Below are 16,056 nucleotides of genomic sequence, written 5' to 3'. Positions count from 1 at the left end.
CGAATTCCCCGATTGATGGCAAGCCATTCCCAGTGTTTCTTCTCCATTCGCTCTTTTTAGGCAAAATATTAACACTTTATGTTGGGAAGACCCAATTTAACTAAAGTTTTACTATACATTATTGGAAATTTTGATATAATTCTACCTAGGTCAACCTTCCAATTATGATAGAAAATAGAATTGGATGGTTTTTATACCTGTCCAAGCTGTGCCGCGAGAGACCAGTCCACTGGCAACCCAGCAAGCTGGCATGCGGAGACCGACAATTGTGGAAAATGACAGTCGAGAATATGTTGCTCCATGACGTCAGAAGGTCCAGAAAGGATGAAGCCAACCTTATCCCAATTCCGATGGAAGATGAAGCGCGTGAGCATTTTTGAAAAGCTGGAATTCACCGCCAATCCAAGGGCTGTCCCGTTCATGCCATACGGAGCATTCTTTGAGCCTCATGCAGCACCATCGTCACATCTAATCGCCAGGAAAGGCTCACTACCCCGCAGCCGGATCTTTACTTATCCACACCAGGCGGGGGAATACACAAATTGTACATAGAGTGTATCAATATCCTTAAACATAAGCTTCGACAAAGGCAGCTCCGGTGCCGAATCCGGAGGTACGGCCGACTTTGTGCTGGCCGGCCGGAACCCTACAGCAAGTCTTACATCGATGGGAGGAACATCCCTTGTCCACCCCCAAATCCAATTCCGAACCCAATGTTAAACCAAAGCCCGTCTTCGGGCGGCTCGTCCGCAGCAAGCATATTGAAGCAGAGGAGCCGGAAGCAGCCGCATCTCTTGCATAGAACGATGCTCTTTGTTGTCTTTCACGCATGGGAGCCGAGCGGGACAGCTGCTAGGCAGAGGATTGCCGCATGCGATCAACCGGGCAAGCGAAGCGGTGACTTGGCGAGAGCCATTGACATTGTTGTCACATGTTTGAAAAGGCGGGGAGCGAGGCTGGAGCGTTGCTGCGGCATATGCTCCGCCGGATTGCTTTTGCCGATGAAGAAAGGGGAACGATCCAGATGGCTTTTGAAAAAGAAACGTTGTTTTGGAACGAAAAATTCGGTAGCGACGATTATACCTTGACGCGGCTGCCTTACAGCAAAGCTCCAAGCTCCCTGGCGCCCATTATGACAACCGTCGGCGGTTCGCTTTCGGAGGAAGTGGCGCAGCGCGTCCTTCAAATGAGCAAGGGCGCTCCGCTGGCCACTTTTATGATTTTGCTCGCCGGTGTTCAGTCGCTCTTGCATAAATATACAGGCGCTTCTGACATTCTGGTCGGCATGCCGGTTGTACGGAAACCGACGGAGACGCGCCGATCCGTTAATCATACGGTCATTTTGAAAAACTCGCTTTCGGTGGGTGCGACTTTTAAAACGCTTCTGAGCGAGCTGAGGACTTCCTTGCCGGAAGCGATTCAGCACCAACATATTCCGTTCTTGAAAATGGCGGAGAAGCTGGACCTGCAATATGCAGACGGGATACCCGTCATCCATACGCTAGTATCTCTTAAGGAGCTGCATCTGGACGAAATCGGGCAAAACGTGGTCACGGATTGTTCCTTTGAATTCAGCTTAACCGGCGGGACGATACAGCTAGCGCTGTCATATAACGAGCACTTATATGACTCCGAGTTCATGACTCGGGTCGTCGGCCATCTGAATCGCCTGCTGGCCGTGGGGCTTCACGAGTTGGAGCTGGACATCGTGCGGGCGGACATGCTGTCGGAGGACGAGAAATTTCAATTGCTGCAAAGCTTTAACGATACCGAGAAGGACTATCCCCGTGATCGGACGATTCATCAGCTCGTGGAGGAGCAGGCGAAGCGGGTGCCCGAAGCGACGGCGGTTGTCTTTGAGGGGCGGCGGCTTTCGTACGCGGAGCTGAATGAACGGGCGAACCGGCTGGCGCGGACGCTGCGATCGGTCGGGGTGCTGCCCAATCAGCTGGTAGGCTTGATGGCCAGGAGATCGCTGGAGACGGTCGTTGGCATTCTGGCGGTTCTGAAAGCTGGCGGTGCCTACGTGCCGATCGACCCGGAATACCCGGAAGAACGCATCCGCTACATTCTGGAGAACTCGAACGCGCAGTTGCTGCTGACTCAAAGGGAGCTGCTGCTGCAGGTGCCGTTCGAAGGGACCGTGGTGGCGCTGGATGACGAGCAGGCCTACAGCGACGATGGCTCGAACCTGGAGCCGGCCAGCGGTCCGAACGATCTGGCTTATGTCATCTATACATCAGGTACGACGGGCAAACCCAAAGGGGTCATGCTGGAGCATCGCGGGCTGGTCAGCTTGAAACTGACGTTTGCCCATACGCTTCACACGACCGAACAGGATCGAGTGCTGCAATTCGCCAGCCTATCGTTCGATGCGTCGTGCTGGGAGATGTTCAACGCCCTGTATTTCGGGGCGACCTTATATATACCGTCAACCGAGACGGTTTTGGATGATCAGCTGTTCGAACGTTTCATGAACGAGCATGCAATTACGATCGCCACTTTGCCGCCAACTTATGCGGCTTATTTGAATTCAGACCGCCTGCCGAGTCTGAGCAGGCTCATCACGGCGGGCTCCGCCGTTTCAGCAGAATTCGTGCAGCAGTGGAAAGACAAGGTACAGTACTATAACGCGTACGGTCCGACGGAAGCCTCGATCGCCACATCCGTGTGGGCGGCGTCTACGTATGACACCGAACGCAGAGCGATACCGATCGGACGTCCGATCTGGAACCATCGCTTGTATATACTGGGCGCACAGAATCAGCTAGCGCCTATCGGAGTGGAGGGAGAATTATGCATCGCGGGCGTCGGCCTCGCCCGGGGATATTGGAACCGGCCGGATCTGACGGCGGAGAAATTCATCGAACACCCGTTTGAGCCCGGAGAGAGACTGTACCGGACGGGCGACTTGGCCCGCTGGCTGCCGGACGGAAATATTGAGTACTTGGGCCGGATTGACCATCAGGTGAAAATCCGTGGATTCCGGATCGAGATCGGCGAGATTGAAGAGCAGCTTCTGAAGATCGACTCCGTGCAGGAGACGATCGTAATCGCACGGGAAGGCAAAAGCGGGCAAGAACTGTGCGCTTACCTGGTCGCGGGCCGCCCGCTTACGCTCGGCGAGCTGAGAAGCGAGCTGGCGCAAAAATTGCCGAATTACATGATTCCGGCGCATTTTGTTCAGCTTCCGCGGATGCCGCTCACGCCGAACGACAAAATCGACCGCAAGGCTTTGCCCGCCCCGGAAGGAAACGCACTGACCGGCGGCGCGTACGTAGCTCCCCGCAATGAAGCGGAGCGGACGCTTGCCGATGTGTGGCAGGCGGTATTGAACGCCGATCGCGTTGGGGTAACGGATCATTTCTTCGAGCTGGGCGGAGACTCGATCAAGTCCATTCAAGTATCTTCGCGGCTTCATCAAGCCGGGTACAAGCTGGAAATCCGGGATTTGTTCAAATATCCGACTATCTCACAGCTCAGCCTGCATGTGAAACCGATCGGACGTACCATCGATCAAGGTGAAATAACGGGTGAAACGGAGCTGACACCGATTCAGCATTGGTTTTTCGGGAGCTCCTTTGCGGACCCGCATCATTTCAACCAGTCGGTGATGCTGTACCGGAAGGAACGCTTCGACGAAGAGACGGTGCGTCAGGTGCTGCAAAAGCTGGCCGAGCATCATGACGCCTTGCGGATGGTGTTCCGCAAGACGGAACAAGGGTTTAGCGCGCGGACCCGCGCGATTCAGGAAGGCGGGCTGTTTGCGCTGGACGTGTTCGACTTCAAGGATGCGGAGAATACCGCGCAGGCTGTGGAAGCGAAGGCAACGGACATTCAAGCGGGCATCGATCTGGAGAACGGGCCCCTCGTGAAGGCGGGACTGTTCCGGTGCGCGGACGGCGATCATTTGCTGCTCGCGGTTCATCATGCCGTGGTGGACGGCGTGTCTTGGCGCATTTTGATGGAGGATTTCGCTCTGGGTTACGAGCAGGCCGGCAAAAGCGAGGAAATTCGTTTCCCGGCCAAAACGGATGCGTACCGCACTTGGTCCGAGCAGCTGGCCGCTTACGCGCAAAGCCCGGAGATGGCGAAGGAACGGGCCTATTGGCAGGCCGTGGAACAAATTGCGGTTCCGGCCGTGCCGAAGGATCTGGAGGCGGACGTTACGACGCAGCAGGACAGCGAATCGCTGTTCGTGCGTTTGACTCCCGAAGAAACGGAGCTGCTGCTGAAGCGGGTTCACCGGGCCTACAACACCGAAATGAACGATATTTTGGTAACGGCGCTCGGCATAGCCGTTCGCAAGTGGACGGGACACGAACGGGTGCGGATCAATCTCGAAGGACACGGACGCGAACCGATCGGAACGGATATCGACATCACGCGCACAGTCGGATGGTTTACGACCAAGTTTCCGGTCGTCCTAGAGCCGGAAACCGACCGGGATTTGGCCTATCAGATTAAACAGGTCAAGGAAAGTTTGCGCCGCATTCCGAACAAAGGGCTTGGGTACGGCATATGCCGCTATCTCTCCAAATCGGAGGATGGCTTTGTTTGGGGCGCAGAGCCGGAAATTAATTTTAATTACCTCGGCCAGTTCGACGATGATGTCAACCAGGACGAGATCGGTATATCTTCTTATTCCGGCGGCAGCCCGGCCAGCGACCGGCAGGCCCGCAGCTTTGTGCTGGATATCAACGGCATGGTGCTGGACGGCGCTTTATCGCTTGATCTTAGCTACAGCCGGAAGCAGTATCACAAGGTAACGATGGAAGCCTTCGCTCAGCGGCTTGAGCAAAGTCTACGAGAGCTCATTATCCACTGCGCAGGCAAAGAAAATACCGAATTGACGCCTAGCGACGTGCAATTTAAAGGCTTGACCATCGCCGAACTAGAGCAAATCGCCCAGCGCTCGGGCCATCTCGGGGAAATCGAAAATATTTACTCGCTTACGCCGATGCAGAAGGGCATGTGGTTCCACAGCGCGCTTGACCGGCAAACGGCCGCTTACTTCGAGCAGACGCGATTTACGATGAGGGGAGTACTCGACGTCCAGCTTTTCGAGAGGAGCTGGACGGAACTTGCGAAACGTCATTTGGTGCTGCGGGCGAATTTTGTGCAAGGACCGGCGGGCGAGCCGCTGCAAATCATATACCGCGACAAGCCGGTCGGCTTTGAATATGAAGAGCTGCTTCATTTGCAGGCGGACGAGAAACAAGCGTATTTGGATAAAAAGGCCGAGGATGACAAACTTCGCGGCTTCGACATGGAACATGACGCGCTCGTTCGGGTTACGATCCTGCGCACCGAAGAGCAAAGCTATCATGTGCTGTGGAGTTTCCAGCATATTTTGATGGACGGCTGGTGCCTGCCGCAGCTGACGCAGGAGCTGTTTGAGACGTACTCGGCCTTGGCATCCGGCAAGCAGCCAGCGGGAGATAAGGGATCGGATTATGGCGCTTACATCGAATGGTTGGAGAAACAGGACGATCAGGCGGCATCCGGCTATTGGACGGCATTCCTGGCAGGTTATGAAGGGCAAACCGTACTCCCGGGACAAAAGGAACCGGCGCCGAACGGCAGATTTACGGCTGATCACGTCACCGCCGAGCTGGGCAAGGACTTGAGCGAGCGGATGGACCGGGTGGCGAAACAGCGCCTGGTTACGGTCAATACGCTGCTGCAAGCCGCTTGGGGCGTTATGCTGCAAAAATATAACGGAACAAACGATGCCGTATTCGGCAGCGTCGTGGCCGGAAGACCGGCGGAAATCCCGGGTATCGAGTCCATGATCGGGCTATTCATCAATACGGTGCCGGTCCGCGTCACGAGCGAAGCGGACACCGTGTTCGCCGACCTGATGGCGAAGCTCCAAGAGTGGGCGCTGGAGTCCGGGCGTTATGATTACTATCCGTTGTATGAAATTCAAGCCCGCAGCGTGCAAAAGCAGAACCTGATCAACCATATCATCGCTTTCGAGAACTATCCGGTGGACGAGCAGATGGAGCAGGCGGGCGACCAGCAGCACGGCGACCTGACGATCGCTGACGTTCAGATGGAGGAGCAGACGAACTATAACTTCAACGTGACCGTGGTGCCGGGAGTCGAAATCGAAATCCGGTTTGACTTTAACGCCGAAGTGTTCGATAAAGACAGCATCGAGCGGCTCAAGGGGCATCTCGTCCATCTGCTGGAGCAGGTGACGGATAACCCGGAAATTACAGTGGGCGAGCTGGAACTTGTGACGGAGGCGGAAAAGGCCGACCTTCTCGGACGTTTTAACGACACCACCACGGAATTTCCGCGCGAGAAGACGCTCGTTCAATTGTTCGAAGAACAGGCGGAGCTTTACCCGGACAACGTGGCCGCCGTCATGAACGAGCGACAGCTGGCTTACCGCGAGCTGAACGAGCGATCCAACCGCCTTGCGCGGAAGCTGCGGGAGACGGGAGTAGAAGCGGACCAACTGGTAGCGATTCTGGCCGAACGCTCGCTCGATATGGTCGTCGGCATTCTGGCGATTCTCAAAGCGGGCGGAGCCTACGTGCCTGTCGATCCGGACTACCCGGAGGAGCGCATCCGCTTCATGATCGAGGATTCGGGCGCGCCGTTATTGCTGATTCAAAAGCATCTGCACGAGAAGACCGACTTCGCAGGAACGCGCCTCGAATTGGACGATTTCGTTTGGGGCGACAGAGGGGCGGACTCCGAAGGTGCGTTGGACGCTTCGAACCTGGAGCCAATTTCCGGGCCGGGCAACCTGGCATATGTCATCTACACGTCAGGAACGACCGGCAGACCGAAAGGAACGCTGATCGAGCATAAGAACGTCGTGCGCCTCCTGTTCAACGACAAGAACCTGTTCGACTTCGGGCCGTCTGACACGTGGACGCTGTTCCACTCGTTCTGTTTCGATTTCTCCGTCTGGGAAATGTACGGAGCGCTGCTGTACGGAGGCAAGCTGGTCATCGTACCGCCGCTGACGGCGAAAAGTCCAGCCGAATTCCTGGCGCTGCTGGGCCGCGAACAGGTCACGATTTTGAACCAGACGCCAACGTACTTCTACCAGCTACTGCGTGAGGTCTTGGCGGACCATCCGTACGATCTGCGGATTCGCAACGTCATCTTCGGGGGCGAAGCGCTGAGTCCGCTGCAGCTCAAGGGCTTCAAGACGAAGTACCCGGAGACGAAGCTGATCAATATGTACGGCATTACCGAGACGACTGTTCACGTGACATATAAGGAAATAACGTGGGTCGAAATGGAGGCGGCGAAGAGTAATATCGGCAAGCCGATCCCGACGCTGAAGGTGTACGTCCTGGATGAAAACCGCCGCCCTGTGCCGATCGGCGTAGCGGGCGAAATGTACGTGGCCGGGGAAGGCCTTGCGAGAGGATACCTGAACCGTCCGGATCTGACGGCGGAGAAGTTCGTCGATTCCCCGTTTGCGGAGGGGGAGAAACTGTACCGCTCGGGTGACTTGGCGGCTTGGCTACCGGACGGCAACATCGAATACCTGGGCCGGATCGATCATCAGGTGAAGATCCGCGGGTACCGGATCGAGCTGGACGAAATCGAGACGCAGCTGCTGAACGTCGAGGGCGTGGAAGAAGCGGTGGTGCTCGCCCGTCAGGACGGCGAGGGCGAGAAGGCGCTTGTCGCCTACTTTGTGGCGGACCGAACGCTGACGGTCAGCGAAATGAGAACCTCGCTGGCCCAGGGAATGCCGGGGTACATGATCCCGTCGTACTTCGTGCAGCTGGAGCGCATGCCGCTGACGACCAACGGCAAAGTGGACCGCAAAGCGCTACCGGAGCCGCAAGGCGGCATACAAACGGGCGTCGAATACGTAGCGTCGCGTAACCGGACGGAGTCCCAGCTTGTGAAGATCTGGGAGGAAGTACTGGGCTACTCCGGCATTGGAGTCCTGGACAATTTCTTCGAGCTTGGAGGCCACTCCTTGCGGGCGACGAACCTTGTCAGCAAGATTCAGAAGGAAATGAACGTCGAACTTCCGTTGCGCGACGTATTCCGCTACTCGACAATCGAAGAGATGACTCTTGCCATCTCCCGGATCGGAAAGCAATTGTTCTCGTCGATTCCGCGGGCAGGCGCAAGAGCATATTATCCGCTTTCCTCGGCTCAGAAGCGGCTGTTTATCCTGAATCAGCTGGAAGGGGCCGATCAGAGCTACAACATGCCGGGCGTGCTGCTGCTGGAAGGATCGATTGACCGGAGCCTGCTGGAGAAGGCTTTCCGGGGACTGATCGCACGGCACGAAACGCTGCGAACCGGCTTTGAGATCGTACAAGGCGAAGCAATACAGCGCATTTACGAGAGCGTCGACTTTGCTGTCGAGTACCGTCATGCGAGCGAGGAAGAAGCGCCTGAAGTCGTGCAGGCCTTCATCCGGCCTTTCGACTTGGCGAAGCCTCCGTTGCTGCGGGCGGAGCTTGTAGAGCTGGCAGCCGAACGTTATTTGCTGATGTTCGACATGCACCATATCGTCTCCGACGGGGTTTCGATGGACGTGTTAGTCGAGGAACTCGTTCGTCTGTACGGTGGCGAGTCATTAGAGCCTTTGCGCATTCAATACAAGGACTATGCGGTATGGCAGCAGTCGGACGAGCAAAAAGTGCAGTTGAAACGCGAGGAAGCTTACTGGCTGGACCGTTACCGGGGCGAGCTGCCGGTTCTGGAAATGCCGACGGACTATCCGCGTCCTGCCGTGCAGAGCTTTGAGGGACAAACGCTGACGTCCTTCGTGGACGAGGCAACGAACGAAGGCTTAAAGCAACTGGCGGCTCAAAGAGGAACGACGCTGTATATGGTGCTGCTTGCGGCATATACCGTGCTTTTGCATAAATACACAGGTCAGGACGATTTGATCGTCGGAACGTCGATTGCGGGCAGAACGCACGGAGACACGCAACCTTTGATCGGAATGTTCGTTAATACGCTGGCGCTCCGCAATTATCCGGCTTCGGAGAAGACCTTCCTGTCGTATCTGGAAGAAGTGAAAGAAACGACCTTAGGCGCTTACGAGCATCAGAATTATCCGTTCGAAGAGCTCGTCGATAAAGTGCAGGTCAGCCGGGATTTGAGCCGCAACCCGCTGTTTGACACGATGTTCTCCCTGCAAAACTTGGAGGACAAAGAGTTTGGGCTGGAAGGGCTGAAATTGTCCCCGTACCCTAGCGAATACGGCACGGCCAAGTTCGACCTGAGTGTGGATGTTACGGAAGAAAACGGCGGCCTGGAGTGCAGCTTTGAATTCGCAACGGCTCTTTATAAAGAAAGCACGATCCGGCGGCTGTCGACTCATTTCGGACATTTGCTTGCGGCGATCGTAAGCCGTCCGGATGCGAAGATTGCCGAGCTGAACTTGTTGACGGCAGAGGAAAAAGAGCAAATTCTCGGCGCGTTCAACCCGGCGCAGCCGGAAGCGGCTCCTGTGGCGGCGTTCCATCGGCTGTTCGAGGAACAGGCGGAGCGCACACCGGAAGCGGCGGCCGTCGTGTACGAGAACGACCGGCTGACGTATGCGGAGCTGAACGAGCGGGCGAATCGCTTGGCGGCTACGCTGCGCGCAAACGGCATCGGCCGGGAGACGATCGTCGGCATTCTGGCCGAGCGTTCGGTGGACTTGCTGGTGGCCGTGCTGGCCGTCTGGAAAGCGGGCGGGGCGTATGTGCCACTCGACCCGGATTATCCGGCGGAGCGCGTGCGGTTCATGCTTGAAGACAGCGGAGCGAAGGTGCTGCTGACGCAAACGCCGCTGCGAGAGCGTGCTGAAGCTTGGCTCGGCGAAGAGGAGCGGGCGCTGGCGGCGGTGCTGTACCTGGACGACGAAGCGTCGTACAGCGAGGAGCGGGCGCATGCGCCGATTGGCTCCGGCATAGTCTCCGGCAAGCTGACGGATGCGGTGGACGACGGCGATGAGAGCCATCAGCATGTTGGCACCGACAGCTTCCATGAAGCCCGTCCGGAGGATCTGGCGTACGTGATCTATACGTCGGGAACGACGGGCAAGCCGAAGGGCGTGATGATCGAGCACCGCAGCCTGGTGAACACGGCGGCGGGCTACCAGCGGGAATACCGCTTGGATCAGTTCCCGGTGCGGCTGCTGCAGCTCGCAAGCTTCTCGTTCGACGTGTTCGTGGGAGATATCGCGCGGACGCTGTACAACGGAGGCACGATGGTGATTGTGCCGAAGGACGACCGGATCGATCCGTCTCGTCTGCACCACTGGATGGAGCGGGAACGGGTCACCATCTTCGAATCGACGCCGGCGCTGATCGTGCCGTTCCTGGAGTACGTGCACGAGCAGCGGCTGGATATGAGCTGGATGGAGCTGTTGATCACGAGCTCGGACAGCTGCAGCGTGGCGGATTACCGGACCTTGCAGGAACGCTTCGGCTCGTTGTTCCGGATCATCAACGCATACGGCGTGACGGAAGCGGCGATCGACTCAAGTTTCTACGACGAGCCGCTGACGAAGCTGCCGCAGACAGGCCATGTGCCGATCGGCAGAGCGTGGCTGAATGCGAAATTCTACATCGTGGATGCGCACCTGAATCCGGTGCCGGTCGGGGTGCTGGGCGAGCTGGTTATCGGCGGAGTCGGAGTGGCGCGCGGGTACTTGAACCGTCCGGGGCTGACAGAAGAGAAGTTCGTAGACAGCCCGTTCGCCGCGGGCGAGCGGTTGTACCGCACGGGAGACTTGGCGCGGTGGATGGAGGACGGCAACGTGGACTTCATCGGCCGGATCGACAACCAGGCGAAAATTCGGGGGTACCGGATCGAGACGGGCGAGATCGAGTCGCAGCTGCTGCGGGTGGAAGGCGTGCGCGAAGCGGTGGTGCTGGTTCGAAGTGACGCGAACGGGCAGAAGGCGCTATGCGCGTATTACACACCCGATACCGGAGCGGAGCTGGCAGTGAACGATCTGCGCGGCGCGCTGGCGCAGGAGCTGCCGGGCTACATGATCCCGTCGTACTTCGTGGAGATGGAGCGCCTGCCTCTGACGCCGAACGGAAAAATTGACCGGAAGGCGCTGCCGGCGCCGGAAGGGGAAGCGGGAAGCGGAACGGAGTACGTCGCACCGCGCAATGAGCTGGAAACAAAGCTGGCGGCGATTTGGCAGGAGGTGCTGGGGCTTGCGAAGGAGATTGGCGTTCACGACAACTTCTTCGACATCGGTGGTCACTCCCTGCGGGCGACGACGCTGGTCAGCAAGATTCATAAAGAATTGAGCGTGGATCTGCCGCTGCGCGACGTGTTCCGCCATTCCACCATTGAGAGCATGGCCGCCGCCATTTCCCGGCTGGATGAGCAGACATTCGTTGCCATTCCGGTGGCGGATGACCGAGAGGTGTACCCGCAATCTTTTGCTCAAAAACGTCTCTTTATCCTGAATCAACTGGAAGGCGCGGAGCTTAGCTACAACATGCCGGAAGCGATGCTGCTGGAGGGGGCTTTGGACCGGGCAAGGTTCGAAGAAGCGTTCCGTAAGCTCGTGGCGCGGCATGAAACGCTGCGCACCGGGTTCGAAATGGTGGATGGCGAAGCATCGCAGCGGATTTACCAGGACGTGAATTTTGCCGTGGAGTTCTATCGAGTGGATGAGCAAGAGGCCGAAGAGATGGTTCGCCGTTTCGTCCGTCCGTTTGACTTGGCGAAGCCTCCGCTGCTGAGGGTAGGCCTTGTCGAGCTGGCTCCGGAACATCATATTCTAATGTACGACATGCATCATATTATTTCCGATGGCGTCTCGATGGAAATCTTTGTTGAAGAATTCGTCCGCTTGTACGGCGGCGAGCAATTGGAGCCTCTGCGCATTCAGTACAAAGACTACACCGTTTGGCAGCATTCGCAGGAGCAGAAAGAACGGCTTCAGCGTCAGGAGGCGTACTGGCTGGACATGTTCCAAGGCGAGCTGCCGGTGCTGGAAATGCCGGCCGACTATCCGCGTCCGGCCGTGCAGAGCTACGAAGGCCAAACGCTGGAGTTTTCCTTCGACGCTTCGAAAACCGACGGCCTGAAGCAGCTGGCCTCGGAAACGGGCACGACGCTGTTTATGGTGCTGCTTGCGGCGTATAACGTCCTTCTGCATAAATATTCAGGTCAGGAAGACGTGATCGTCGGTACGCCGATTGCCGGAAGGAATCATGGAGATGTGCAGCCGTTGATCGGGATTTTCTTAAACACGCTGGCTATCCGCAGTTATCCGGCTTCGGAAAAGACATTCCTGTCATACCTGAACGAAGTCAAAGAAACGACCCTCCATGCCTTCGAGCATCAAAACTATCCGTTCGAAGAATTGGTGGACAAGGTGCAAGTCACCCGTGATTTAAGCCGCAATCCGCTCTTCGACACGCTGTTTACGATGCAGAATACGGAAAACGAGGAATTTGAGCTGGAAGGGCTTCGCCTGATTCCTTATCCGAGCGTATTAGATACCGCGAAGTTTGATATCAGCTTGGATGTGGGCGAGGAGAACGGCGGCTTGGATTACAGCTTCGAATATGCGACGGCTCTCTACAAAAGGGAGACGATCGAACGGCTGGCGAAACATTACGAGCAGCTGCTCGAAACGATCGTAAGCCGTCCGGATGCGAAGATTGCCGAGCTGAACTTGCTGACGGCAGAGGAAAAAGAACAAATTATCGGCGCGTTCAACCCGGCGCAGCCGGAAGCGGCTCCTGCGGCCGCGTTCCACCGGCTGTTTGAGGAACAGGCGGAGCGCACGCCGGAAGAGGCGGCCGTCGTGTACGAGAACGACCGGCTGACGTATGCGGAGCTGAACGAGCGGGCGAACCGCTTGGCGGCTACGCTGCGCGCAAGCGGCATCGGCCGGGAGACGATCGTCGGCATTCTCGCCGAGCGTTCGGTGGACTTGCTGGTGGCCGTGCTTGCCGTCTGGAAAGCGGGCGGGGCGTATGTGCCGCTCGACCCGGATTATCCGGCGGAGCGCGTGCGGTTCATGCTTGAAGACAGCGGAGCGAAGGTGCTGCTGACGCAAACGGCGCTGCGAGAGCGTGCTGAAACCTGGCTTGGCGAAGAGGAGCGGGCGCTGGCGGCGGTGCTGTACCTGGACGACGAAGCGTCGTACAGCGAGGAGCGGGCGCATGCGCCGATTGGCTCCGGCATAGTCTCCGGCAAGCTGACGGATGCGGTGGACGACGGCGATGAGAGCCATCAGCATGTTGGCACCGACAGCTTCCATGAAGCCCGTCCGGAGGATCTGGCGTACGTGATCTATACGTCGGGAACGACGGGCAAGCCGAAGGGCGTGATGATCGAGCACCGCAGCCTGGTGAACACGGCGGCGGGCTACCAGCGGGAATACCGCTTGGATCAGTTCCCGGTGCGGCTGCTGCAGCTCGCAAGCTTCTCGTTCGACGTGTTCGTGGGAGATATCGCGCGGACGCTGTACAACGGAGGCACGATGGTGATTGTGCCGAAGGACGACCGGATCGATCCGTCTCGTCTGCACCACTGGATGGAGCGGGAACGGGTCACCATCTTCGAATCGACGCCGGCGCTGATCGTGCCGTTCCTGGAGTACGTGCACGAGCAGCGGCTGGATATGAGCTGGATGGAGCTGTTGATCACGAGCTCGGACAGCTGCAGCGTGGCGGATTACCGGACCTTGCAGGAACGCTTCGGCTCGTTGTTCCGGATCATCAACGCATACGGCGTGACGGAAGCGGCGATCGACTCAAGTTTCTACGACGAGCCGCTGACGAAGCTGCCGCAGACAGGCCATGTGCCGATCGGCAAAGCGTGGCTGAATGCGAAATTCTACATCGTGGATGCGCACCTGAATCCGGTGCCGGTCGGGGTGCTGGGCGAGCTGGTTATCGGCGGAGTCGGGGTAGCTCGCGGGTACTTGAACCGTCCGGGGCTGACAGAAGAGAAGTTCGTAGACAGCCCGTTCGCCGCGGGCGAGCGGTTGTACCGCACGGGTGACTTGGCGCGGTGGATGGAAGACGGCAACGTGGACTTCATCGGCCGGATCGACAACCAGGCGAAAATTCGGGGCTACCGGATCGAGACGGGCGAGATCGAGTCGCAGCTGCTGCGGGTGGAAGGCGTGCGCGAAGCGGTGGTGCTGGTTCGAAGTGACGCGAACGGGCAGAAGGCGCTATGCGCGTATTACACACCGGATACCGGAGCGGAGCTGGCAGTGAACGATCTGCGCGGCGCGCTGGCGCAGGAGCTGCCGGGGTACATGATCCCGTCGTACTTCGTGGAGATGGAGCGCCTGCCTCTGACGCCGAACGGAAAGATTGACCGGAAGGCGCTACCGGCGCCGGAAGGGGAAGCGGGAAGCGGAACGGAGTACATCGCACCGCGCAATGAGCTGGAAACGAAGCTGGCGGCGATTTGGCAGGAGGTGCTGGGGCTTGCGAAGGAGATTGGCGTTCACGACAACTTCTTCGACATCGGCGGCCACTCCCTGCGGGCGACGACGCTGGCGGGCAAGGTATTTAAGGAATTAAACGTCAACCTGCCGCTGCGCGACGTATTCCGTCACTCGACGATTGCGGCGATGGCCGAGGCGATCGCCCGGATGGAACGGCGGGAGCATGAGGCCATTCCTCAAGCGGAGGAGAGAGAGTACTACCCTCTGTCCTCCGCGCAGAAACGGCTGTTCATTCAGCACACGCTGGATGGAGCGGATCAGCTTTACAACATGCCGGAGCTGGTGCAGGTGGAAGGCGAGTTTGACTTAGACCGGTTGGAAGCCGCCTTGCGGAAATTGATAACACGGCATGAATCGCTGCGCACCGGTTTTGAAATCGTGAAGGCCGAAGCGGTTCAGCGGATTTACCCGCAGGTCGATTTTGCTATCGAGCGTCATCAAGCGGATAAAGAGGATGCGGCTCAAATCGAGCAGATCGTCCGCAGCTTCGTTCGTCCGTTTGATCTCGGCAAGCCGCCGCTGCTGCGCGCCGGGGTCATCGAGCTGGAGCCGAACCTGCATATTCTCCTTTTCGACATGCACCATATGGTGTCCGACGGCGTATCGATGGCGATTGTGATCGATGAGTTCTCGAGTTTCTACGCCGGGGAAGAACTGCCGCCACTGCGCATTCAATACAAGGATTATGCCGTTTGGCAGCAGTCGAAGGCCCACCGAGAGCGGATTGGGCGGCAGGAAGCGTACTGGCTGCAAACCTTCGAAGGCGAGTTGCCGACGGCGGACCTGCCGATGGACTACGAACGGTCTGCGGCTCGCAGCTACGAAGGCGCGCATCTGGAGTTCGACGTCGAAGCTTCTCTCTCTGCGCGGCTGCGCGAATTGGCGGCCGAGCGTGAAAGCACGCTGTTCATGGTGCTGCTTGCGGCTTATACCGTGCTGCTGTCCAAGTACAGCGGGCAGGAGGACTTGGTCGTGGGTACCCCGGTGGCGGGAAGAACGAACGCCGATTTGGAACCGGTCATCGGGATGTTTGTCAATACGCTGGCGATCCGCAATCGTCCGTCGGGCGACAAAACGTTCTTGTCCTACCTGGAAGAAGTGAAGGAAACGGCTTTGGGTGCTTTCGAGAACCAGGATTATCCATTCGAGGATCTGGTGGAGCGTTTGAATGTGAAGCGGGAGCCGGGCCGCTTCCCGCTGTTCGATGCCGTTTTCGACTTGCAAAATATCGAAGAACGAGACGCCGAGCTGGAAGGGGTCAGCCTGAAGACTTACGAGCTTGACCATTTGGAAGAAGCGAAGTTCGATCTGACGCTGTTTATGTATGAAAACAACGGGGCGCTGAGCGGGGGCTTCTTCTACGCCACCAAGCTGTTCAAAGAAGCGATGATCCGCACCTTGACCGAGGATTACCTGCGGGTACTGTCTCAAATTGCGGAAAATCCACAACTCGAGTTAAGCCGGATTGAATGTCATAAACCGGCGGCAGGCGCAAAGAGTGCCGTCGATACGATCGAATTCGCATTCTAATCCTACAAGCGCGCCTCCGCCGTCAAGCGAAAGCGGCGCGCATCCCAAGGAAGACGGCGAACAACGTCCAAGCCCGTAAACGCGCAGGCCGA

At 57.7% G+C, this 16,056-nt stretch carries 3 protein-coding genes; 2 read left to right on the top strand and 1 reads right to left on the bottom strand.

Going from position 1 to position 16,056, the window contains the following annotated elements; translation table 11 throughout:
- Positions 1-191: 191 nt before the first annotated feature.
- Positions 192-422, bottom strand: coding sequence for a hypothetical protein (locus MKY75_RS21590; protein ID WP_161626990.1), 231 nt, complete (start codon positions 420-422; stop codon positions 192-194).
- Positions 423-813: 391 nt separating this feature from the next.
- Between MKY75_RS21590 and MKY75_RS21585 the strand changes: the two genes are divergently transcribed.
- Positions 814-939: a hypothetical protein gene (locus MKY75_RS21585; RefSeq protein ID WP_340886507.1), complete on the top strand. Its 126-nt coding sequence runs from the start codon at positions 814-816 to the stop codon at positions 937-939.
- Entirely contained in the window at positions 932-15,964 is a 15,033-nt protein-coding gene (locus tag MKY75_RS21580) for an amino acid adenylation domain-containing protein (protein ID WP_340886506.1), read from the top strand. Before MKY75_RS21585 ends, MKY75_RS21580 begins: the two co-directional genes overlap by 8 nt.
- Positions 15,965-16,056 lie beyond the last annotated feature (92 nt).

This window comes from Paenibacillus sp. FSL L8-0663 (assembly GCF_038008125.1).
GTDB lineage: Bacteria > Bacillota > Bacilli > Paenibacillales > Paenibacillaceae > Paenibacillus > Paenibacillus polymyxa_D.
Note: the sequence above shows the minus strand (reverse complement) of the source record. Positions and strands in the feature narration are given on the sequence as shown.

Coding starts and splice junctions, on each gene's coding strand:
- MKY75_RS21590 (WP_161626990.1), bottom strand. CDS start 422: ATGAACGGGACAGCCCTTGGATTGGCGGTGAATTCCAGCTTTTCAAAA.
- MKY75_RS21580 (WP_340886506.1), top strand. CDS start 932: ATGTTTGAAAAGGCGGGGAGCGAGGCTGGAGCGTTGCTGCGGCATATG.